Genomic DNA, 23,896 nt, shown 5'->3' with positions numbered 1-23,896 from the left:
CCATGACCCAACCGGCCGCGAACATCCTTCTGGTCGACGACGAACCCTCGATCACCGAGCACCTGAGCGCGTTCCTGCAGCGCGCGGGATACGGCGTGCGTTGCGCGGCCGACGGCAAAGCCGCCCTGCAGGAAGTGGAGAAGCAGGCGCCGGACCTGATGATCCTCGATGTATTGATGCCGAAGATGGACGGGCGGGCGGTGCTGCGGACCCTGCGCTCGCAGGGCAGCCGTCTGCCGGTGATCCTGCTGACCCAGGTGGGGGAGGCCGGCGAACGCGCGATGGCGCTCGAGGAGGGGGCGGACGATTACCTCAACAAGCCGTTCGATCCGCGCGAACTGCTGGCCCGGGCGCGGGCGGTCCTTCGCCGGGCGCAAAGCTCGCCGGTCCCGCTGTCCTCGGCCTGGAAGATCACCTCCGCCGGATTGGTCCTCGACCGGCGCGCGCGGCGGGCGGCGCTGAACGGGAAAGTCATCAACCTCACACCCAAGGCGCTCTCGCTGTTGGAATACCTGATGACCCACCCGGACGAGCTGATCACCCGCGAGCGGCTGCTGGATGCGGTCTGGGGCTGGGATTACCCCGCCGGAACCCGCGCGGTGGACACCCGCATCGCCGAACTGCGCCGCGCGCTGGGGGATGAGGCCGAGGAGCCGCGCTACATCGAGACGGTCACCGGCGAAGGGTACCGCTACCGCGCGGCGGTGGAAGGCGAGCAATGAAACTGCGCATCGCGGCGGCCTGCGCGCCGGCGCTCCTGGGCGCGGCGGCCATGGTCCTGCTTCAGCGTCTCTGGCAACCCGTCCCGCTGCTCAGCGTTAAGATCGACTTCGGCCTGCTGGCGTTCTTCGGCGGCCTGCTCCTCAGCGCCGTATGGCTGTCCGCCGTGCTGAGCCGGCGGGCTTTCGTCCGCCAGCGCAGCTTCCTTACCGCCCGCGAACGGATGAAGCACGCGGAAGCCCAGCGGCGCTTCATCCGCCGGCTGGACCACGAGCTTAAGAATCCGCTGACGGGGATCCGCGCCGCGCTGGCCAACCTGGAAGGCGCCGGAACGCCGGGGGCGGCGGCTTCCGCCATCCCCGACATCCAGCATCAAGTGGAACGGTTGGCGCGTCTGACCTCGGGCTTGCGCAAGCTGGCGGACTTGGAGGAGATCCCTCTGGAAAATGCCAAGGTCGACCTCGGCGAACTTCTGCGGGAGACGGTCGACGCCATGCGGGCGCATCCGTCGGGGGCCGGTCGGGATTTGCGGCTGGTGGTGCCGAGCGTCCCCTGGCCGCTGCCCCAGATCACCGGCGACCGCGACCTGCTCAGCCTGATGTTCTTCAACCTGGTCGAGAACGCGATGAAGTACAGCGGCCGCGGGGACGCGGTGGAGGTGCGGGCGATCGAGCAAGCCCGCCATGTGTTGGTGGAAATCGCCGACACCGGCCCGGGAATTCCCGCGGACGAGATTCCGCGCCTGTTCGAGGAGCTGTACCGCGGCTCGAACGCGCGCGGATGCGAGGGCAGCGGGTTGGGGTTGGCGCTGGTCCGGCGCGTCGCGGACCGGCACGCGGGGAGCGTGACGGTCCGCAGCCGGCGGGACGGCAGGCGCGGGACGATCTTCGCCGTCTCATTGCCGGTGGCGTGAGCCCAATAGGAAACCTTCAGAAGGTATCTGCCACACCCCAATGAAGGAATTTTATAAACGGCCGGGGAAAAACCTTTTTTGTTCCCCCTCATCCCCTCCTTCCATCACTGCGTTCCAAAGCAAATTCTCCCAGCCCATCTCTAAAGAATGATGGCTTTGGAAAATGTTTCTTCTCGGCCGGCGATCGTCACGCCGGCGCCTGCCCCCGGCGAAGAACACGCCGAGGGCTGGCGCCGGCATGACAATCGCCAGCCGAGGAGTAACGAAAAACCGGCTTAATCCTTCTACCGCTTCGGGGTGGGCGTGTGCGTCGCCATCTTCATCCCCGGGGGCGGCACGTTGTCCGTCGGAAGGACCGCCGTCGATGTCATCGTCGGGGTGGCCGGCGTGACGGTTGCCGTCGGAACGCCCGTTTCGGCGGGCGGTTCCGCCGGCGAGGTCCGATCCCCCAATCCGAAAACCCGCACCGGGACCTGGCTGTCCTCGTAGGTGCCGTCGCCGAGTTGGCCGACGTCGTTCAGCCCCCAGCATTTCACTCCGCCCGATTCCGCCGCCGCGCAGGTGTAAGCCCGGCCGACGGCGACGGCCGCCGTTCCCTCGGTTAACCCGTACACTCCGGAAGGTTTGGACCGGGTCGCCTTCGTTCCGTCGCCCAACTGTCCGAAATTGTTCCATCCCCAGCACAGCACGGCGCCGTTCCGGTCGATGCCGCAGGTGTGGTTCCAGCCGGCTTCCGCCCAGCGCATCCCCTGCGCCAAACCTCCGACCGCAACCGGGGCGCTGCGGTTTACCACCGTCCCGTCGCCCAGCTGTCCGTATTCATTGTTGCCCCAGCATCGGATTCCGCCGTAGATCGTAAGCGCACAGGCCTGGCCGCCGTCGGCCGAGATCTGTTCGGCGCTCCGCGCCAATCCTTTCACGTTCATCGGGGTGAATCGGTACTCCTCCGTTTCGCCGTACCCCAGCTGGCCATACTCGTTGTTGCCCCAGCACTGGACGCTCTTTTCCGCCGTGAGGATGCAGGTGTGCCCCCACCCGGCCGTCACCGCGCGGACTCCGCCGGCCAAGCCGTTCGCCGGGACGGGAACGCTGCGGTTGGCCGTTGTCCCGTCGCCCAGCTGGCCGTAGGGGTTGTATCCCCAGCATTTCACGCCGCCGGCGGCGGTCACCGCGCAGGTGTGGTCGTCCCCGGCTTCGATCGCGACCACGCCCGAAGTCAGGCCGACGACCTGCACCGGTACGTGGCTGTCGGCGTTTCCGCCGTTGCCGAGTTCGCCGTTCCTGCCGTATCCCCAGCATTTCACGCCGCCGGAACGGGTCAGGGCGCAGGTGTGAGCCCAACCCGCCGCGAGCGCCCGTGCGTCCGCCAACCCCGCCACCGCAACCGGGACGTTGCTGTCGACCGCCCCGCCGTTCCCCAATTGTCCATGCTCGTTCAACCCCCAGCATTTCACAACGCCGTCGTCGAATGCGGCGCAGGTATGCGCCTTGCCGGCCGCGACGGCGATGGCGCCCGAAAAAGCCAGGCCGTGGACCGTCGGCGTCGGCGTGGCTTCCCGGGTCGGCGAGGGGCTGGGAGATATGCGCGTTTGCGCAAACACCAGCGGTGGAAGGGACGTGGAGGAAGGGAAAGCCGTGGCGGTGCCCCCGGTATTCGATGCCAGATCCACGTCGACCCGGAGAGTCCCGCAGCCCACCAGCAAGGCTGTCAGCCCGGCGGCCGCAAGCGGCACCGCCCCATTCGTTATCCGCATCGCCTTTTCCGCTCCAAAAAATCCGTGGTCGCAACGATCATTTTGCCGCTCCCGCGCGGGCCCGCGCGCCCTCCTCCCCGGGTTCCATATAGGTTATGGATGAATTCCTCAGCCCCCCATTCCAAAAGCATGGGGGGAAGTGCTCTTGGGGGGAGTTTTTTATGGAGATCACAATTTCTTCCCGGAGACTCCCGGGGATGGGCTTTTTATTCTCCGGGGGTTGCCGTGTAGGTTACGGCCCGCGTGCCGGTCAACGTCGGCCTGAATTCCGACGTCGGGGTCAAACCGGAGGTCCCGGATAATCCGACGACGGCCAGCGGGACCGGGCTGTCGATGGTTGTCCCGTCGCCGAGCTGGCCGGAATCGTTCCGCCCCCAGCATTTCACGCTGCCTCCGGCCGTGATGGCGCAGGTATGCGCCCAGCCGAGGGCGGCCTCGACCGCGTCCTCCATCAAACGGCGCACGTTTACCGGCCGGGTCTGCAGGATTTTGGTTTCATCGCCCAACTGCCCGTAGTAATTCCAGCCCCAGCATTTCAATTCGCCGTTGCCCATCACGGCGCAGGTGTGGTTCCACCCCGCCGCTACCCGGGCGGCCCCCTGCCCGAGCCCCGCGACCGCCGCCGGGCCGAGGCGGATCTCCGTCGTCCCGTCTCCGAGCTGGCCGTATTTGTTATTCCCCCAGCAGCGGACCGCGCCGCCGTTAAGGAGCGCGCAGGTCTGGGCGCCGGCGGCGCTGATGCCGATCACCCCGCTTTGCAGGCCGAGGACATCCACCGGAGCAAGCCGCAGGGTCGCCTCCTGGCCGTACCCCAATTGTCCGTACTCGTTGTTCCCCCAGCACCGCACCGCTCCGTCCTCGGAAAGGATGCACGTGTGCCCCCACCCGGTCACCACTTCCCAGACCACAGCCGCCAATCCCGGAACATCAACCGGCACGCTGCGGCTGGTCCGGGTCCCGTCGCCCAACTGGCCGAATTCGTTGTACCCCCAGCACTGCACGCCGCCTTCGATCGACGCGGTGCAGGTATGGTCTTCCTTGGTGCCGATCGTCCGGATCCCGGAAGCCAGGCCGCCGACCTCCACCGGAAGGCTGCTGTCGACAGTCTTGCCGTTGCCAAGTTCGCCGTTCCTGTTGTAGCCCCAGCATAGCACCTTCCCCTCCCAGGTAAGGGCGCAGGTGTGCTTCCAGCCCGCGGCCACCGCCATGGCGTTCTCCACCCCGGCCGCCGCGACAGGGACGGCACGGTTGACCATCGTTCCATCGCCGAGCTGGCCGTGCTCGTTGTTGCCCCAGCACAATACCCGGCCGGAGTCGGTGACGATGCAGGTGTGGTTTTCGCCGGAGGTAATTGCGGCGGCGCGGAGGATGGACGGAGCCCCCGGGGCCGGGGTGTCGGTCTCCAGCCGGGCGGGGGTTTGGCTCCAGGTCCGCGACGGAGTGGGGGGGAGCGGCGACAGCGTTTGCGTCGCGGAGAGGGTGGCGGTTTGCGAACCCGCGGAAGCCGGGGTCCATCCGTAGTCGATATCGATCTGCAGGGTGCCGCAGCCGGCCAGGAGGAGGCACAACGTCACCGCCGGCAAGCGTTCCGCTTTCGCCGTCCGCCGCAAGCGCCTCGCCCTTGCCCATGACCGAACAAGAAAATCAAGCGACAGTTTCATCACAGCTCCACCACGACGCCGGGGGCCATGCGGTCCGTATGGGTGCCGTCTCCCAATTGCCCGTCCCGGTTGGATCCCCAGCACATAACGTCGCCGTCGGTTGTGATCACACACGCGTATCCCCAACCCACGTCCAGGGAGGCGACGCCCCCGGAGAGTCCGCCAACCTCCAGCGGCAGGGGCTGATCGGTGAACGAGGGCGCTTCAAAAAGGCGGGCCTCGTTGACCGATCCCCAGCATTTCACGCCCCGCGCCTTGGTCCGGGCGCAAGTAAACGCGTTGCCGACCCGGATGTCCAGGAAATCATCCGCCGGCTCCACGACGTCCGCCGGGAATTCCCATAGCGACTTCGTTCCGATTCCCAACTGGCCGTAATTGTTGCCCCCCCAGCATTTGGCGCCGCCCCCGGCCGTCAGCGCGCAGGCATGAAACCAGCCCGCGGAGATGCTTGTCATCCCGGAAGACAATCCTTTAATTGGAAGAGGCACGTTGCTGTCCGCAGGCGCGCCGTCGCCCGACGGTTCGCCGACCATCCCGCCCCAGCATTCCACCGATCCGCCCTCGAGCAATGCGCAGGTGGTGGACAGCCTCGCCGAGACGGCGATCACGCCGCCGGAAAGGCCGACGACGTCGACCGGCGTTCGGCTTTCGACATTGGTTCCATCGCCTAATTGGCCGGAGTGGTTCCAGCCCCAGCATTTCACCCCGCCGGCGGCGGTCAACACGCAGGTATAGTCCGAACCCAGAGCCATGGCGTTGATTTCCCCGTCGAGGACAACGACATCCACCGGGGTATTGCTGCCGTTGGAAACAAATCCTCCCCCCAATTGGCCGGACGTGTTTTTCCCCCAGCACTGCATGGCGCCGTCGGTCCGCAGCGCGCAGGCGTGGGCGGAGCCGACGGCGATCGCGGCGATGTCGCCGCGGAGTCCCTGGACCGCCACCGGCAGAGCGCTGTCGTGCACGGTGCCGTCGCCCAACCCTCCGTAGGTGTTGTCTCCCCAGCAATTAACCGCACCACAGCTCATCAAGGCGCAAGTGAACGTGCTGTTGACGGAGACGGCCAAGGCCCGCGAAACCTCCGGCGGCGGGGTGTGGGTCGCGGTGGCGGCGGGGGTCGGCCGTTCCGTCTCCCGGCCGGTCGGTGAGGGCGCGACGGTCCGCTCCGAAGCCGATCCTCCCGCCCCGGGCAGGCCGACGACCGCAAGCGGAACCGCGCTGTCCTTCACGGTTCCGTCGCCCAGCTGTCCGGAGGAGTTCGCCCCCCAGCATTTCACCGCGCCGAGTTCGGACAGCACGCAGGTGTGGGCCCAACCCAGGGCGATCTCCACCACCCCGTCCGTCAGGTGACGGACGCGCGCCGGCGTATTCCGGTTGAGCGTCGTCCCGTCGCCCAGCTGGCCGAAGTAGTTCCAGCCCCAGCACAACAGCTCGCCTCCGCCGGCCGAGGCACAGGTGTGGTTCCAACCGGCTTCGATGCGCCCGACGCCCGACGCCAACCCCTGCACCGGAACGGGTTCATACTTCTTTTGATTTGCGCCGTCCCCCAGCTGTCCGTAGCGGTTGTTCCCCCAGCATTGCGCTCCGCCTCCGGCGGTAAGGGCGCAGGTCTGGCCGCCGTCCGCCGTGACTTGCAACACCCTGCCGCTCAAGTTGACCACATCCGCCGCCGGGAGGTGGATATCGGTCGTCTTGCCGAATCCCAATTGCCCGTATTCGTTGTTCCCCCAGCACTTCGCCCAGCCTTCGGCCGTCCGGACGCAGGTATGGCCCCAGCCCGCGGCCACGTCCGCCACCCCGCCCCCGAAGAACGGCGAAGCGACCGGGATGCTGCGCGCGTCCTTCGTCCAATCGCCGAGCTGGCCGTAGTCGTTCCACCCCCAGCATTTTAATCCGCCGTCTTCCGTCACCGCGCAAGTGTGATCGTCGCCCGCGTCGACGGCGACCGCCCCCGATTCCAATCCCTGGACGTCCACCGGCACGGCGCTGTCCGCGGTTCGTCCGTTGCCCAATTCGCCGTTGGCGTTGTAGCCCCAGCATTTCACCCCGCCGCCGGCGGTGAGCGCGCAGGCGTGCCCCCAACCGGCCGTGACCGCCACGGTGTCCGTCACCCCGGACACATCTACCGGGAGGCTGCTGCTGACTATCGTCCCGTTTCCCAACTGGCCGTGTTCGTTGTTTCCCCAGCATTTCACCCCGCCCGCATCGGTCACCGCGCAGGTATGATCCCGATTGGCCGCCAGATCGACCACTTGGATCCCCTGCGGGATTTGACCTTCGTCCGTGGGAGAATTAAAAGGAGGTCCGCCAGGTTCGGGCGTTTTCGAAGGCGTCGCACTCGGGGCGGGAGTTGCGCCGGCGGCTTCCAAGGAAGCCGGAGTCGGAGAGGACACCGGAGTATCTCCGAGTTCGATATGCACGTTCAGCGTGCCGCAACCGGCCAGGAAGAACGCGAAGCTGAAGGCAATCAAGATTTTCCTCGGCACAATTCCTCGCTTGAGGGAATCCGTCCGCACCGGCCGCGGGTCCCCGCCCTGCCCGCACGGTCACCCGGGCGGGCTTAACGCCTCCCTCAGCATCGCGCGAATCGCGTCGTACTTCGGAAGCAGGACCATCCCCCCCTCGGGTGTCTTCCAATTGCTGCAGCCCTCCGGGGAGGTGATCCGGTAGCGGCCGAGGGAGGAGAGCGAGACCGATCCCGCCATTTCCGCGAAGGGGGAAATGATGTCGAGCGTCAGGTCGCTTTCGAAATACTCCATGAAGATATTAAAAAAGCCCGGGAGGTTCGGGATCGCGCGCAGGTCCAGGAGGCGGTTGGCGATCGCCACGATCACTTCCTGCTGGCGGCGGGTGCGGTCGAAATCGCTGGTGGTCTGGCGGGCGCGCACATACCAGAGCGCCGTCGATCCGTCCATGTGCCGCATCCCGGCTTCGATCGTGTAGCGGCTGCCGTACCCGTGCCGGTAGTCGATGAGTGTCCGCTCCACGTTCACGTCGATTCCGTCGAGCCGGTCGATCATGTCCTTGAAGCCCTGGAAGTTCATCAGCGCGTAATGATCGACCCGCAAGCCGAAGTTGTAGAGCAGGGTGTCGCGGAAAAGGGCGAAGCTCCCGCCCGGATAGTGGAGTTCCTTCCCCTGCTGGAAGGCGATGTTGATGCGCTGCATCCCATAGGCGGGGATGTAGACGTACAGGTCGCGCGGGAAGGAAATCAGCGAGCCGAAGGAATGCTCCTTATCGAGGTGGAGGACCATGATCGCGTCGGTGCGGTACGCGCCGGCGGTTTCGCTTTTATCGATTCCAAGCAGGGCGACGGTCATCGAATCCGCGCCGGTTTCGATCTCCGCGGCCGGGGTGGGGATTTGGGTCGAGGCGGGGTGGACCGGGCCGGCGAAGGGCGACCACGGCGGCGCGATGCCGGATGGAGTCGGCGTGGCGAGCGGGCGGGGAGTGGCGACGGTTTCGGTCGGCCCTCCGCGGGTCGGGAGGCTTGCGGGAGCGTCCGGCGTATCGGTGGCGGGCTGAAAAGGGGTCCAGGTGGGGGTCAGATCCTCGCGCGGGGCGGCCGGCGCCCAATGGCGGAATCCGCCGTAGGCCGCCAGGCAGGCCGCGATCAGGACGACCGGCGCCACAAGCAGAAGATTGCGGGGTTTGAACAGAGAGCGCATGCTATTTCCTTCGCAATTCCCCGCGGAGAGGGGCAAAGAATACCGCCATCAAGCGAAATTCTATCAGAATCGGGTGACGGGATTCCGGCAGAGGTGTGTCAAAACCGACATAGGTCCCGCCCCAAAATACAGGGGAATCACCCGGAATTCTCCTACGGCGGGGAGGAACGCATTTCTTGGAAAAGGCGCCGGGCGTATGGGGGGAGGAAGGACAACCGTCCGCAGCTGCAACATCCGCGGCCGGTTGTTTTTCGGAATCTTGCCCATGCGAAGAATCCGCCCGGGCATCCCTGCTACAAGCCGGAAAGACCGAGCACATCGATGGGCAGGTAGGAATCCGCGGTCGAACCGTCCCCCACCTGCCCGAACTCATTCAATCCCCAGCACTGCGCGCCGCCGCCGTCGGCGATCGAGCACACGTGGCCCCAGCCGAGGGCGATCCGCACGATCCCGCCCATCATCGCGTCGGCGCGGAGAGGCACGGTGCTCGTGGTGCGCATGCCGTTCCCCAGCTGGCCGTAGTAGTTCCAACCCCAGCAGGCCATCTCGCCCTCGGCGTCGACGACGCAAGTGTGATTCCAGCCCACGCCGATCGCCGCCGGTTTGAGGGTCAGACCGACGACGACGACCGGGAGCTTGCGGACTTCCGCCGTGCCGTCTCCCAGCTGGCCGTACTTGTTGTTGCCCCAGCACATCACCAGGTTTCGATCGGTGATCACGCAGGTCTGCCCGCCGTCGGCCGCGAGCGCCGTGGCGCCGTAGGCCAACCCGCTGGCGGTGACCGGCTCGTGGATGTTCTCCTTCTCGGCCTCGATGCCCAGCTGGCCGTAATGGTTGTTGCCCCAGCATTTCACGCCGCCCGTTTCGTAGAGCGCGCAGGTATGGCCCCAGCCGGCGGCGACGGCCTTCACCGCGCCGTGCAAGCCGGCGACCTCCACCGGCGCACTTCGGTTTTCGGCCGTGCCGTCGCCCAGCTGGCCGTAGAGGTTGAAGCCCCAGCACTTCACCCGGCCGTCGGAAAGAAGCGCGCAAGTATGGTCGTCGCCGGCCTCCAGGGCCGCCACTCCACCGGACAACCCGCGCACATCCACCGGCCGGTTAAGGTCTTCGCCGGACCTGTTCCCGAGCTCGCCGTTTTTATTGTATCCCCAGCACTTTACGCCGCCGTTCGCCATCAAGGCGCAGGAATGCCCCCAACCGACCGCCACCTCCGCCGCGCCGGAGGACAGCCCGATCACGTCCACCGGGATGATGCTGTCGGTGAAGGTCCCGTTGCCGAGTTCGCCATGCTCGTTTTTGCCCCAGCAGCGCACGCCTCCCGCCGTGGTCACGGCGCAGGAGTGGCTGCGTCCGGCGGCGATGGAAACAGCCCGGTTCGCCGGTTCCGGGGTCGGAGACGGGGTGGATGTCGGCGGCGCCTTGGTCTCTCCGCGGGTGGGCTCCGCCGTCGGTTCGGTCAGCGGAACGGCCGTGTTCTCCCCCAACTGGCCGTATTTGTTGTTTCCCCAACACAGCACCGCGCCGTCCGCCGTCAGCGCGCAGGAATGGTATCCGCCGGCGGCGACCGCGCGGTAGTCCCCGGGGATGGTTCCGATCTCGCCGAAATCCAGCTTCAACGGGAACACCTGGCGATGGCGGTTGTCGCCCCAGCACTTAACGGTTCCCCCCGAGTCGGTTGCGCAGGCATGATAGGCGCCCGCCGAAATCGCCAAGGCGGATTGGATCCCCGGCACTTTCATCGGGATTGTCACCACGCTGGCGGATGCGTACAGTTCGCCCGTTTGGCCGTAGCGGTCGTATCCCCAGCAAGCCGCCGTTCCATCCGATTGGACGACGCACGTGTGGTATCCCCCCACCGCCAAGCTTTTCACCGGCCGTTTCAATCCGTCGACGCGCACGGGAGTGTTGCTGGAGAAGGAAACCCGCCCTTGCCCCAACTGGCCGAGATCGTTGCGCCCCCAGCAATACACCTCGCCTGCGGCGGTGAGCAGGCAATCGTGGTTCGCTCCGGAGCGGATCTCCGCGATCTGCGTCCCGAGCGGGAGGCAGCCGAGATCGATCTGCGCGGGCTTGAAGGATATCTCGACAACGTACTCCCCCTGCATCAAGCGGTGTTCCACGATCCCCCAGCAATAGACCGAACGGCCGTCGGTCGCACAGGAGTGCATGGTGCCGGAGGAGATCGACATGGCCAGTATCGGAAGGCGGGCTTGCTGGGGAGGGGTACGGCTGGTCTGGGTGCCGTCGCCCAGTTGACCGTAGGCGTTGTTCCCCCAGCAATACACGCCGCCGTCGGCCGTCCGGGCGCAGGTGTGGTTGAATCCGGCGGCCACCTCCGAGATTTCCGACAGACCGGACACATCCGCGGCGGCGGTCCTGCGGATCGTGGTTCCGTCGCCCAGCTGCCCGTCCTCGTTCTCGCCCCAGCACATCACCGTTCCCCCCGGAGTGAGGACGCAGGTATGCCGGCGGCCCGCCGAAATCGCGGCGGCTTCGATGCCAAGTGCAGGGGTAAAAGAAGGCGTGGACGTTGAGGACGGGGTCGGTGTGGATTCAAATAATTCGGTCGGCGGGGACGTCCAGGTCGCCGGCGGGGGAAATCCCCCGCCGCCCTCAACCGTTCCGCCCGGCGCGCAGCCCGCCAGTGCCAGGAAAACCAGAGTGAGAATTCCCTTAGCCGCCGACTCGGTTCGAATGTTCATGCCGCCTCCTCGCAGAAAGGTATTCCCTTCCATTCTATAGGCGATCCGTTTTTCGAGGCGTTACGGACTTGTGGCAATTTTGCATCTCCGGAACGGCCGTTTCGCCGGACATTTTTCTCCCAGACCATGCGCCTTCCATGCGGATCGGAGCGGGACAGAGCGGGGAATGAGAGAAAAGGCGGGGGCGACTTCGGCCGGCCTTCAGCCTCGCGATCGATGCCGGACAGGCGATCTACGGAGAGAGGTGTTAAAATCCCGGTCTGTTTCGGCTGTTGATTTCCAGGAAATCATCTCAACCTGGCGCTGCCGCGTTCCAGGTTTTTTCCGTCACCCCGGCTTCGAGCACCCACGCTCCGCGTGGGTGCTCGAAGCCGGGGTCCGCCGACATTCGACGATCCCACGGATGCCGGCCACGCAATTACGAATTCCGCCGATTCGCCCGAGTAAAAGAAATTGCAAGGGGAAAAACCGGAAGCCTCAAGAGAAAAGCCCTGACCCTGCTCGCCGTAGGTTTTGGATTCTTATCCATCTCCTGCAGCACATTCTCCGCCCTGACGCCGACGTACGCCCCTGTCATCCCCTCCGCCACGGAGCAGGAAACCGCCGCCGCCTCGCCCGCCCCCAGCGCGACGCCGAGCGGGCCGGTGACGATCCGCTGGTTCATTGGCCTGCACACCGGCAACGAGCCGGAACGGCTTGAAAACCTGAGGGCATTCGTGGAACGGTTCAACCGTGATCAACAGGGGAAGTTCGTTCTCGTCCCTGAAATTTACACCAACGCGGTCGCAGCGGAGGTTCTGCAATCGGAGATCGCCTCCGGCGATCCCCCCGACATCGTCGGGCCGATGGGAGTAGACCGCTTATGGGGCATGGAAAACGCGTGGCTCGACCTCGACCCGCTGGTCGCGGAAACCGGGTACGACTTGAGCGATTTCCACCCCGCGTTGATCGATACGCTGCGCAGCCCCGGCCGCGGGCTGGAAGCCCTGCCGATCGTCGAGTTTCCTTCCGCGCTTTTTTACAACAAGGCATTGTTCGACGCCGCCGGAATTCCCTATCCCCCCCACAGCTGGGAATCGGATTACCAGGGCAAACCGTGGACCTTCGACGCATTGCGCAGGATCGGGATGCAGATGACGCTCGACGCCTCCGGAAGGAACGCCGCGGATCCGGGTTTTAACCCAGCCGAAACCGTACAGTGGGGGTATTACTCGCAATGGCCCAATGATATCCGCGGGCAATGGATTTTTTTGGGAGCGGCGAGCATGGTCGGCGGGGATGGAAGCGCCGTCATACCGGACATCTGGCGCCGGGCTGCGGAGTGGCACTACCGCGGGATGTGGAACGACCATTTCCTCCCCACGGGAACGGAGAACACCTCATTGGATAACCTGTATGGGGCTCACCTGGCCAGCGGGATGGTCGCGATGGTGCCCCAGAACACCTGGTTGACATGATGTTTCTGGCGGGAAAAGCCGATCGACTGGGATGTGGCCGCCATCCCCTCCTTTCCGGGCAACCGCCCGGTCGCCCGGCTGCAGGCCGACGTGTTCGGCGTTCTGCGGCTGGCGAAAAACCCGCAGGCTTCCTTCGATGCGTTGGCGTTGCTTCTGGGAGAGTACGCGCAAGACTTGCTGGATGTGATATTCCTCTGGGACCATCCCGACGATTTCGTGGACGAATTGTTTTATTACGGCCTCCCGGCGCGGACAAGCCTGCAACCGGCGGCGATCGAACGGAACCGGGGGGCTTTTCCGGACGCGGATTACCAGGTGTTTCTGGACGCGATGGGGTACGTCGACAAACCCCATCACCAGGAGCGGCTCCCCAACCCGGATGCGTCCGGGGAAATCCTCGGAGCGTTCCGGGATCTGTACGAATCCACGCCGGGTTTGGACTTGGACCGCGAATTGGACCTGCTGCAGGATCGGCTTCAGCAGGCGTTCGACGGGATCATTTCGCTTTGGTGAAAGCCCGGCGGCCGACGGCCGACGGTCCGAATACTGACTGTCGGCCGGCGGTTTTTTTATCCGCGTTGCCTCCCGGAATGGCGGGCGGCAAAATCGCCTCATTGTACGGCTCCGAGAACCGCCTTTGCGTTAACCCGCACCGACGCGGCCGACCGTGAGCACGGGATCCACCCTTCCCGGGGAAAGATCCTCAACCGCCCGGTTGACCGGGTAATATTTTCGAACAGCGAGGCAAGCCGCCGCGATTAATTTGAAGGCGATCTTCCGCGCACCGTATTCCGCCACACGATTAATTCGGACTCCCCCACAGCATGTATCCGGTCGCCTCTATGGAAACCATCCACCGTCCATCCGGAGAAACGACCAAATTGCGAACCCATCCCCGCATGCCGATCGCATGGATCATTTTCGAAGTTCCCACATTCCAAAACGTCACGCCCTGCGGTCCTCCGACGGCCAGCAAACCGCCGCCCGGGAGGAAGAACAGAAAGGAAAAAGAATACCCGGAATCTTCCGCCTGCGGAATGGTGCGAAGGAGCTGGCCGGTCTCGGGATCCACAAAATCGACGCGCTCCGGCGGATCGGATTCCGGCACGTAGGCATAGCTCTTCCCGTCCGGAGAAAACGCTCCGAAGATCGCGCTATGGTAACCGCTGTTTTTCGACTTCAGTTTTACCAAGAGGTTTCCGGTGCCGAGATCCCATACGCGCAACCATCTGCAATTGCCGGCGAGCTTCTTGCCGTCCGGCGAGAACGAGACCGAGTCGCACGTTTCGTAAGAATTTTCTTTCAGCTTCAAGGTGATTTCCTTTTCCCCGGAGGTTCGATTCCATACCTCGATGCAATAGGAGGAGAGACCGCAGGTTTCCGAACAGACCGCGATCCGATTTCCGTCCGGGGAGAAAGCCACCGGCTGCATTCCGGGGAAGGATGCCAATTCTCGATCCGTCTCCAGATCCCACAGAATAATCCGATGGTCAGGATTCGCGATCCACGAAAAATAAAGGATGCCAGCAAAAGCGTTCTCCCGTCGGGAGAAAACCCGATCGCGTTTAAGCCGCCGCGGTCAACGAAGATCCTCCTCTCCTCCTGCCACGGCGAAAGCCGCCACACGACAACCTCCTGGGAATCGGCAATGCATGCCAGGTGTCCGCTGTCCGGCGAAAACGCCGCCAGCGGCAGAGAATCGTTGCCTTCACACTCGGAAAGAGCTTGGATTTCCGACATCCGCAGGGGATCGTGGAGCGTGGGCACGTCGACCGGCGAAGCGCTGTCGAAGGTTGTCCCATCCCCCAGTTGGCCGGAGACATTTCTGCCCCAACAGAGAACGCCCCCGCGCCCCGTCACCGCACAAGTGTGATCCCCGGCGGCGATCGAGGAAACATCCGCGGGCACGGCTTTCGCGGACACCGGATAATTCTGGGTCATTTTCGTCCCGTCGCCCAATTGTCCGTAGTAATTCCACCCCCAGCATTTCACCGTTCCTCCGAGGACGGCGCAGGTATGGGTCGTTCCGACAGCCACCGCGGATACGCCGCGGCCCAGCGCCAGCAGGACGACCGGGACATAGCGGTTGGTGCGCGTGCCGTCGCCGAGCTGGCCGTACCGGTTGTCGCCCCAGCATTTCACGCCGCCGGTTGCCATGAGCGCGCAGGTATGCTCGCCCCCGGCAGCGACCGCGGATACACCGCCGGCCAATCCAACGACATCCACCGGCAAAGCGCGGGATTCCACCCCCTTGCCGTCGCCGAGCTGACCGCTTTGATTGGCGCCCCAGCACTTCACGCCGTCGGCGGTGGTCAGAAAGCAATTGTGCCCCCGGCCTGCCGCGACTCCCTTCCATGCATCCGCTTCAGGGCCGACCCGAACAGGGATGAGGCGATCGGCCGTCGTCCCGTCACCGAGTTGGCCGCTTTCGTTGGCGCCCCAGCAGAACCCGCCGCCGCCGACCGTCACCGCGCACGTGTGACTCCCGCCGGCGGCGATCGCGGATACGCGTTCGCTCAGACCTTGCACCTCCGCCGGCAGGCTGCTGTCAGCGGTGGTGCCGATTCCCAATTGCCCCCGGTCATTCGCCCCCCAGCACATCACCCTGCCGGAATCCGACAACGCGCACGTATGCGCCCCGCCCACCGAGATCGCCTTGACCCCGCCGGCGAATCCCTTTACATCGACCGGCTTGTTGCTGTCGGCGGTCGTCCCGTCGCCCAATTGCCCGCGGTCGTTCTTCCCCCAGCATTTCACCCCCCCGGCCGTCGTCGTGACGCAAGTGTGATCCGGGCCGGCGGCGGCGAGAACGGCGGCGACATCCAAACCGAAAGCCGTCGGGGGAGTGGCGGACGGAACAGCGATTGTGGGAATAAGGACCGTCGGAGCGGATATCGGAGAGGAACCCACCGTCGGGCTGGGCGTCAGAGTCATCGACGGGGTATTCGTGTGCCCAGGGAGCCCCGGGGAGGCAATGGACGGAGTGGAATCCGAAACGGCGCCGGAAGATCCGCATCCGGCGAGCAGGAGAAAAATCCATCCGGACAGGAACGTTTTGGGGTTCATATTCGACTCCTTAAAGCGCCGAGGAAGTTCGATTCATTTTCCCCTCAAGATCACGTCCCCCCATTCCTTCGGAATTGAGGGATAACGGGATGACCGGGATCTTTTTCCACGGCCCTAGCCTGAGCAGAGTTCAAATTTTCAACTCGCCGGCGGCGTAGAAATCCGCCACCAGCGGACGGATCCGTTTATCAGGCCCGCAGCCAACAGCTCGCCGTCGGCCGACAGGGCGAGCGAGGCAATCCCCTCGGAGGACCATCCGTACGCATCCCTCTCCGTAGTTTGCCTCAGTGTGCGCAGCAACCGCCCGGTCGCGGCATCCCAGAATTTCAGCATACCGTCATACGACCCGGAAATCAGGATATTCCCGTCACCGGAAAAAATGACGCTGCTCACCCGCCCTTGGAGGACGAGGACTTCCTTACCCTGTTCGACGCTCCACAACCCGAACCCACCACCTTGCGAATTCCGGTCCGTGGCCGCGGCGATCCATTTCCCGTCCGGCGAAAACGAAAGCGGGCCGGAATAGCCCATCTCCCCCGTCAGCGAGCTTAACAGGCCGCCGGTGGCGGTATCCCATAATCTGATATTCCCGGCGACAACTCCGCAAGCCAGCATTTTGCCATCCGGGGAAAACGCAAGCCACTCGCGACAGGCGCCGAGATCGTACCGATCCTTTCCCTCGGCGAGGTCAAACAACCGGAGGGAAAAGTCCCCGCAATCATCCCGGAGTACGTAGGCGACGGTCTTCCAATCCGGCGACACCACTCCCCAATACAATCCATCCAAGCTTCGAATCATCCGCCCGTCGGACGAATTCAGAAAGATAATTTTTCCATCCGCTCTCACCGAGGCGAGCATGGATCCGTCCGGCGAAAAGGAGAGGTGGATGATTTCGACCAAGTCGTACTGCACGGCGAAAAGCCGTTCTCCCGCGGCGGTATCCCACATGAGCAGTTTTCCATCGGTCCCGCCCGAGGCCAACAGCTTTCCATCCGGGGAAAATGCCAGGGCCGTCACTATGCCGGTTTGCGCGTCCAGCCCGCCGAGCTCCAGGATCCATTCATCCCAGCCGACCGCATAGACGGGCGCGTTCCGGTTGCTTGTCGTCCCGTCTCCCAATTGCCCGGCGGAATTGCTCCCCCAGCATCGCACGCCTCCCCCGGCGGTGACGGCGCAGGTGTGCGCGCCGCCGGCCGCGATCGCGATCAGATCCTCTGCAACTGGCACCGGCTCCGGATGGGTGGTTTGCGTCCCGTCTCCCAGTTGCCCGGTAAAGTTGTCCCCCCAGCACGCGGCTATGTCGCGGGCGAGCGCGCAGGTATGGTTCGATCCCAGCGCTACGGCCACAACCTGGCCGATCCTATTCACCGCCGCCGGAAGATTGCGATTCTCCGACGTGCCGTCGCCGAGCTGGCCGTATTTGTTATACCCCCAGCACTTCAGACCGCCTTCGGCGGTCATCGCGCAGGTATGGCCTCCGTGGGCGGCGATCGCCGATACGCCGGCGGTTAATCCGCTGACGTCCGCGATCTTGAATCGCATCGGCTCCGGACGCCCGTTTCCCAGTTGCCCGCCCTCGTTGTTACCCCAGCACATCACGCCGCCCCGGATGGTGAGCAGGCAGGTGTGACCCCATCCCGCCGCGACGGCGGTCGCGCCGCCGGTGACGCCCGCGACATCGACCGGAAAGGCGCGGCTTTCGGTCGTGCCGTCGCCCAATTGGCCGTAGGCGTTGTATCCCCAGCACTTCACCCCGCCCCCGCCGGTCACCGCGCAGGTGTGGTCGTCGCCGGCCGCGATCGCCGTCACGCCCGACCCCAGACTTTCCACATCCACGGGCGTTGCGCTGTCGGCGGTCAAGCCGTTCCCCAGCTCGCCGTTCTTGTTGTACCCCCAGCATTTCACGGCGCCCTTGAGAGTGACCGCGCACGTATGCCCCCATCCCAACGCAACCGCTTTCACTCCGCCGGACAAACCGGCGACTTCCACCGGCCTGCTGCTGTCCGTCACCGTGCCGTCTCCGAGCTGGCCGTGCTCGTTGTTCCCCCAGCAACTCAGCCCGTTTCGTTTTGTGATCGCGCAAGTATGGCTGCCGCCTGCCGCCACCGACAACGCGAGGTTGGCCAGCTTTTCAGGGGTCGCCGTCGGCGGAATCGGAGTGAAAGTCAGAGTCGGAGTCAAGATCGGGGCGAAGCCCGGTTCCGGGGGTTCCGAAACCGCGGCGGGCGTCGGCGAAGCCGGGACACCCGCGGTGTCGGCCGGATCGGTTGCCGTCTGCCCCGCGGAGCAACCGGTAAGAAACAAGACTATCAGCATGAAAACCGCCGTTGTTGCGTTTTTCATCCGCCCCCCTCCCCATCAACAGAAGTATAGGTAATTATGGTCTTGGGATTGTGACAGGATTGTTCCAATTTGGTAACGCAATGGCGGATCCGCTAATGCCTGTTCCCCAACGCCCGTTCGATGTCCGCCAAATGGATCCGTTTGTGTTCATACCGCCTCAGGTGAACCGCCGTTCCGCGGGTTTGGATCGCTTCGGCGGTTTCCGTGGAGAGCGACTCGATCATCCGGTTGACCTCGAGCGATTTCCGCACGGCCAGCTCGGCCGCCGCGCGCGGCGGAATCGCCAGGCACAGTTCCTTGACCGCATCGTTGATCACGTCGACGTCCGCCGGCGAAGGCCCGATCCCCGTGCGCCGCCACTTTTCCATCAGCACCACCGCCCGCGCGTCCCAAAAGGCCAGATGGGCCAGCAGCGCGGCGACCGTCCAGCCGGAATCCAACGGCCGGGAGAGTTGCTCATCGGTCAAGTCGGCGATGCATTTCACCAAGCGTCGGTGTTCGGCGGCATTCTCCTCGAAGATGGATTGGATGTCCGGAAGTTCCATGGCAACCCTCCTTTCCCAAACCCGGGGTGTTGAAAAAACCTTTCCCGGCGCCGCTGGGAATTTGTCATGGCACAGCGGGGCGCGGATCGCGCTGACGCCTCAGGGCTTTTTCAACGCCCCCCTCTCTGGATGGCCTGAAGGCGGACCGGTGCGGCGGAGCGGGATTTGGCAAAATCCATCCACCCGCCCCATTCCTTCTCACCGATTTCCGAAGAACCCCAGGCGGAAAGACCCGGCAGGGAAAAACGCGGCCTCAGCGAAAAACGGACAGACCGGGATCCCGTCTGCACGGTTGCAGATCACTCCGCCGGGAGCAGAGTGAAATCGAAATCGTTGATCAGCAGGCCGTCGTCGATCAGCAGGCTCGGCTTGCCCACCTCTTGCAAACGGAGCTCGGCGCTTTCCATGCTGTACAGCACGCGGTCGTCGTCCACCCAGTAGGCCGGGTAGGCCGTCGGCGTGTCGGTCAGGCGCAGGGGATCCTCCCCCGGCGCGCACACGTAGGGCACGCTGATCATCTCCGGCGAATCCTCGCGGTATTGAAAGTAGACCAGAAGGAAGCGCCGGGAAGAAGGCGCCCAATCCATGATGAGGACGGATTGGCCGAGCGAGGCGTACAGCCGGTCCGTTCCGGAGGAATCCGCGTAGTGGACGTCGGTCGTCCCGTCGTGGCGGTTGAGATACACCGCCCGTCCGCCGTCGGGTGAAAGCCTCACGGTCAGATATCCCTGAAAGCTCCAGCGCCGCTCGGGTTCTCCCCGTACCGGCACGAACCAGACGGTGATCGGCTGCGGTTTTGTGTTCGACTTCTCGCCATAGGAAAGGATGGAAAATCCCGAGGAATCCCGAGCCCATACGACCTGCGGTCCGTCGGTGCCGATGGGCGCGTTTTCGTAGGTGAACGCCGTCCGCGTTGCGCTCCCGTCCGGCCGCGCCAGCACGATCTCGCCGGCATGGAAGACCGTCATCCACTCTCCGTCCGGCGAAAAGGTGAAATTCCCGCCCTCGCCCGGAGCGAAGAGGCGTTCCGGCGCGGGACCTTCGATGTCCACGCGGTACAGGTCATACTGCTGGCCTGCGGGTATTTTGGTATTGAAGTACAGGTGTTGACTGCCAGCGCCGAAGCCGAATTGGTTGACGGTGACGAACCCGCCGCTTTCGAGTCCCAGGGCGTCCAGATATGCGCGGTCGATCAACAAGACCGGTTCGCCTCCTTCAACCCGGACGGCGTGCAGCCCGAAATCACTGCGGTAGGCTACCGTCGAGCCGTCGTCGGAAATGCAGATCTCCTCCGTGTTTGCGCCTTCGGCGAGGTTCCGCGGCTGCCCGCCCTCGGTCCAAACGTACGGGCCGTCCGGCTTTTGATACACCGCGCGCACGACGCTTGCCTCCGCCCGAATTTCGGAAGCAGGCGCCTCCGTCCGGCGGCACGCCGCCAGAAGCGCCGCGCCGCAAAAAAACGCCGCCATCATTCGTCGGTTCATCCGTTTTCCTCCATCGACCATGGTACGAACCTCGCCGTCGGATTTGGAGAACGGGACCGTCCCATCCCACAGGCAGGGATTGGAGCCGGTCCCCGGGAGCGCCTCAGCGCCGGCAATATCCGTCCCCCTCGCCGTAGGCCAGGATGCGCCTCCGCATCGCCTCCACCAACCCGGCCCCGCTCCGGATACCCTCCGGAAGCTTCCCGGCATCCGGAACGCGCTCATGCCATGTATGAACGGAGCGTCGGCTGCGATACATTCCGCGCCGCAGCGGGCGATACGCCCCGCTCACGGGCGGTCTTCCACGCGCAATTCCCAAACCACATGCCCCCATCCGCCGCATCGCAGCCCGACGTCGACGCAACCGGTGCGCTTGAAGCGCATTTCGTTCGGGTCGACGCCGGCGTAGATCATCTCGTTCGCGGCGTAGATCAACAGCAGGGCGTTGCTCAGCGCATAGACGCAGATCCTCTTCGGGCTTAGTTCCGAAAGCAGATTCCCCGCCCCGTCGAAGTAGATCCGATCGCCCGTCTTGTGGCGGCTGTTGCACCCGCGGGCATCGACCGCCTCCAAAATGATGTATTTTTTCGCCAGCACATCGGCTTTGGAAAGCACGTCCTCGTTGCGCGGATCCTTGCGGAACTCGGCCAACTCTCCGTCCGAATAGCCCAGCCGCTTTTGCATGATTTTCCACAACCGTTCGTCGACCGCCATCCTCCGCCTCCCGTTTTTTTCTTCCGGCCGAGCCGATGCCCCATGGATAGACGGCCGGAAGCCGCTGGATTATGCCCAGCCGATTCGGCTTGCCTCTTCTTGGACGTCCCCTCCGAGGCGGAATCGCGAAGGAAACTGGCCATGCCCGCGACTGCTCCGGCATGCCCGGTCAATCGGCGTTCGTCAATCCCGATCCCGCTCGGCCGCCGCCTCCCTGCAGGATCCGCAGCCCCGCCGCCGGTCATTCTGCCAAAAACAGAATAACCTCATAGAAGGTAAACGACGCCTGTCCCGCGAATTCTATGTTTCCAAAGTAGGGTATGCTGCAGGAATACCCTTCCGGGCAGGTGAATTGCATGTAGAGAAGTGAAAAGCGGACCCAATAGGCGTCGATCTCCTGTTCGGACACGTTGTAGTAGGCATATTGAAATTGCAGGAAATCCCCGGGGTCGGGTCCATACTTTTCTACGGGCTGCCCGGTTACCCCGGCGCCGACCGTTTCCGCATAGGCTTCGTTTGCCGCGCGAAACTCGGCCATGAAATCCGCCGCGAACAAGCCGTCCATGACCGCGAATTTTTTCTCCATGTGGTCGAGGCGCGTGGACACGTTGTTTAATACCTGCATTGACACACTGCCGCTCGCGGAGGTAACGGTGAGTTCGAGCCAATTATCCATCACCCAGGTCGTCGAGCCGCCGTCGGGCGAGGGATGCGCCGTATAGCCGGCGTCTTCCAAGGCCTCTTCAAATTCGCCGACGGTGACTTTCGGCTCCGCGGTCGGCATTGGGGTGTTGGTCGGCCGCGGAGTGGAAGTGGGCGGGACAGCCGTGGCGGTGGCCGAAGGCTCCGCCGTCGCCGTCGGCTGTGGAGTCGGGGTGGGAGGCTCGCCGCCTAACATCGGAAGAGCGCAACCTAAAGACACCAACACCGGGGCGATCGACGCCCAGCGCAAAGCGTGTTTCTTCATCATTCCTCCTTTTGAATGTTTTTCCTCGGCAGGCTGCCTTCCGCCAACCCATCCGGGCGTGAACGGGGAACCCGGGAAACTCCGGATCCCGCGGTTGGGGCATGAACCGCCGGCGAGGTATGCGCCCGAATTCCCTGCAAATGCACGGAAGAAGGCGCGGAGTCCGCTTCTGAATGGTTGCCGGCCGCGTCGGATCATCCGTGTCCGCCCTCCAAATCAACGGGTTACGCCATCGAGGGTTGTGATCCCGGGCACCACTATTCGGATGGATGAGATTCCATTATATGTTCCTGCCGAATCCTCCGCAAGCAACCTGACCGCCAAAACCCTTCCCGCACGGATCCCTTGAAAAAACCATGGAAGACCCCGGTAGTTCAAAGAGTCAAAAAAAAAAACGCCTGGGAGTCAGCGACTGCCGCGGAGCTATCCGTCGGCGTCATGCCCGCAGACCGTTAACCGCTTGCGCATTCGGACCGGTGCCGGGAGAAGCCTGTTTTTTACCTCGCGCCATCCGCCCTCCGGACGGAATTCGCGGCCATCTCCGGCAAAGGCGGTCCGGCCCATTCGCTGGCGGGAGGAGGATTTGCTTCATCCCGCAAAGGCGCGCGCCTTGGGAACAACCACCCGTACCGCCTTGGGGATGATATGGACTTCCACCGGCGTCATGCCGATCGGATCGCCGTCCGCCTGAACCGGCAGTTCCCTCGCGCCGGAATCGATGCGGATCATGTTCCGCACGGGGAGATGCCGCAAACCGGGTTGCGATTTCCCGCGCCGGAATAGCATATTCCACACCACCGCGAGGTAATCCATGGCGGATCGGGCCCTCACGATGTAGGCTTCCAATTGTCCGTCGCAAAACGTGCACGGCGGTCCGACGGGGACAGAGAGTCCGCGCAGCACTTCCCCGCTGGAAACCAGGATTTCCGAAGCCCGGACTCGCCGTTCCTTTCCGTCCACCACCATCTCGAACCTCCGCGGCTGCCAGCCAAACCATTGCAGCGCGGCGAAGAGGTACGCCAACACGCCCAATTGACGCTTTTGTTCGGGAACGACGCTCCGCAAGGCGTTGGAGGTGAGGCCGACGCTGACATTGAGCACGTACCATTGTCCGCCGATCGCCAGGACGTCCAGATCCATCAAATCGTGTTCGCCCGCCAGCAGGCGCATCGCGGCGTCGATGCCCAACGGGAGCCCAAGCCCGCGCGCCAAAATATTCCCCGTTCCAGCCGGAAGAATTCCCAGCGGAATGTTCGTCCCCCGCAATCCGTTGGCGGCCCTCGAAATGGTGCCGTCCCCGCCCGCGGCGATCACCAGGTATACGCCTTTTTGGACGGCCTCTCGGACTCCGGCTTCGATGGATTCGGCGCCGGTCGTTTCGAGAATATCCACCTGCCACTCGCCGGCGGGGAAGAAAAGCGCGAAGGCACGGCGGATATTGTCCGAATATGCCTGGCCCGCAACGGGATTCAATACCAGGAACACCTTGCGTGGGTGTGGCGCAAAACCGCTCATCAACGGGACTTTCCAAACGCAAAGTATACAATGATCGGCGGTATCTCAGAATCCCACCCTTTCAATATCCTATTCTCCGATTCCCACACTCTCCCCCTCTTTTTCTCGCCACGCTCAGGACAGGCCGCTCGAGGACCGGCTTCCCCCTCCCCCGGCGCCCGCCCGTCGAGCGATGACCATCGACCCGTTTCTGCCGCGAAGATCTCGCGAGCGTCTTGTATCCGGAGATGGGGAAGAAACCCGTCGCAACCGCTCGCCATCCAATCCCCATTGCGCTATCGTACATTTCTCGCACCTACCCACCCTCCCCCTCATCCGCCCTTCGGGCACCTTCTCCCAGCCCCATAACAGCGGAAAAAAAGGATGTAATTATTTGAAACCATCAAT

At 64.2% G+C, this 23,896-nt stretch carries 17 protein-coding genes; 4 read left to right on the top strand and 13 right to left on the bottom strand.

Annotated features, from left to right (window positions below; translation table 11 throughout):
• Positions 1-2 precede the first annotated feature (2 nt).
• Positions 3-722: a response regulator transcription factor gene (locus tag JW929_09480; GenBank protein MBN1439627.1), complete on the top strand. Its 720-nt coding sequence runs from the start codon at positions 3-5 to the stop codon at positions 720-722.
• Complete coding sequence (locus JW929_09475) at positions 719-1,633, top strand: HAMP domain-containing histidine kinase (protein MBN1439626.1); 915 nt, start codon at positions 719-721, stop codon at positions 1,631-1,633. The genes JW929_09480 and JW929_09475 overlap by 4 nt, the downstream gene beginning before the upstream one ends.
• 284 nt (positions 1,634-1,917) lie before the next feature.
• Here the strand turns inward: JW929_09475 and JW929_09470 are convergent, their stop codons facing one another.
• From JW929_09470 to JW929_09450, 5 genes are all read right to left on the bottom strand, one after another.
• Entirely contained in the window at positions 1,918-3,387 is a 1,470-nt protein-coding gene (locus tag JW929_09470; protein MBN1439625.1) for a hypothetical protein, read from the bottom strand.
• Positions 3,388-3,593: 206 nt separating this feature from the next.
• Positions 3,594-5,048 carry a hypothetical protein gene (locus JW929_09465; GenBank protein ID MBN1439624.1) on the bottom strand — a complete coding sequence of 485 codons (1,455 nt, stop codon included), beginning with the start codon at positions 5,046-5,048 and terminating at the stop codon, positions 3,594-3,596.
• Positions 5,048-7,534, bottom strand: a complete 2,487-nt coding sequence (locus JW929_09460) for a hypothetical protein (protein ID MBN1439623.1) — start codon at positions 7,532-7,534, stop codon at positions 5,048-5,050. The genes JW929_09465 and JW929_09460 overlap by 1 nt, the downstream gene beginning before the upstream one ends.
• Positions 7,535-7,594: 60 nt before the next feature.
• The gene (locus JW929_09455; protein ID MBN1439622.1) at positions 7,595-8,716 is read right to left on the bottom strand and encodes an LCP family protein; all 1,122 of its coding nucleotides are present in this window, start codon (positions 8,714-8,716) and stop codon (positions 7,595-7,597) included.
• Positions 8,717-9,009: 293 nt separating this feature from the next.
• On the bottom strand, positions 9,010-11,418 hold the full coding sequence (locus tag JW929_09450) for a hypothetical protein (GenBank protein MBN1439621.1): 2,409 nt from the start codon (positions 11,416-11,418) through the stop codon (positions 9,010-9,012).
• Positions 11,419-12,062: 644 nt separating this feature from the next.
• Here JW929_09450 and JW929_09445 point away from each other — a divergent pair.
• Both JW929_09445 and JW929_09440 read left to right on the top strand, forming a co-directional pair.
• Entirely contained in the window at positions 12,063-12,875 is an 813-nt protein-coding gene (locus tag JW929_09445; GenBank protein MBN1439620.1) for an extracellular solute-binding protein, read from the top strand.
• Positions 12,876-12,908: 33 nt separating this feature from the next.
• Complete coding sequence (locus JW929_09440; GenBank protein ID MBN1439619.1) at positions 12,909-13,388, top strand: hypothetical protein; 480 nt, start codon at positions 12,909-12,911, stop codon at positions 13,386-13,388.
• A gap of 289 nt (positions 13,389-13,677) precedes the next feature.
• Here JW929_09440 and JW929_09435 read toward each other — a convergent pair whose 3' ends face one another.
• The 8 genes from JW929_09435 to JW929_09400 form a co-directional block, all read right to left on the bottom strand.
• Positions 13,678-14,187 carry a hypothetical protein gene (locus JW929_09435; protein MBN1439618.1) on the bottom strand — a complete coding sequence of 170 codons (510 nt, stop codon included), beginning with the start codon at positions 14,185-14,187 and terminating at the stop codon, positions 13,678-13,680.
• Positions 14,184-15,941: a hypothetical protein gene (locus JW929_09430; protein ID MBN1439617.1), complete on the bottom strand. Its 1,758-nt coding sequence runs from the start codon at positions 15,939-15,941 to the stop codon at positions 14,184-14,186. The genes JW929_09435 and JW929_09430 overlap by 4 nt, the downstream gene beginning before the upstream one ends.
• A gap of 138 nt (positions 15,942-16,079) precedes the next feature.
• Complete coding sequence (locus JW929_09425; protein MBN1439616.1) at positions 16,080-18,284, bottom strand: PD40 domain-containing protein; 2,205 nt, start codon at positions 18,282-18,284, stop codon at positions 16,080-16,082.
• Between the two features lie 92 nt (positions 18,285-18,376).
• Positions 18,377-18,829, bottom strand: a complete 453-nt coding sequence (locus tag JW929_09420; GenBank protein ID MBN1439615.1) for a maleylpyruvate isomerase N-terminal domain-containing protein — start codon at positions 18,827-18,829, stop codon at positions 18,377-18,379.
• A 299-nt stretch (positions 18,830-19,128) separates the two neighbouring features.
• The gene (locus JW929_09415) at positions 19,129-20,313 is read right to left on the bottom strand and encodes a PD40 domain-containing protein (GenBank protein MBN1439614.1); all 1,185 of its coding nucleotides are present in this window, start codon (positions 20,311-20,313) and stop codon (positions 19,129-19,131) included.
• 288 nt (positions 20,314-20,601) lie between these two features.
• Complete coding sequence (locus JW929_09410; protein ID MBN1439613.1) at positions 20,602-21,027, bottom strand: hypothetical protein; 426 nt, start codon at positions 21,025-21,027, stop codon at positions 20,602-20,604.
• Between the two features lie 241 nt (positions 21,028-21,268).
• The gene (locus JW929_09405; GenBank protein ID MBN1439612.1) at positions 21,269-21,994 is read right to left on the bottom strand and encodes a hypothetical protein; all 726 of its coding nucleotides are present in this window, start codon (positions 21,992-21,994) and stop codon (positions 21,269-21,271) included.
• Between the two features lie 588 nt (positions 21,995-22,582).
• Positions 22,583-23,509 (bottom strand): diacylglycerol kinase family lipid kinase, encoded by a 927-nt coding sequence (locus tag JW929_09400; GenBank protein MBN1439611.1) that lies wholly within the window; start codon positions 23,507-23,509, stop codon positions 22,583-22,585.
• Positions 23,510-23,896 lie beyond the last annotated feature (387 nt).

It is taken from the genome of Anaerolineales bacterium (assembly GCA_016928575.1).
Lineage (GTDB): Bacteria > Chloroflexota > Anaerolineae > Anaerolineales > RBG-16-64-43 > JAFGKK01.
Note: the sequence above shows the minus strand (reverse complement) of the source record. Positions and strands in the feature narration are given on the sequence as shown.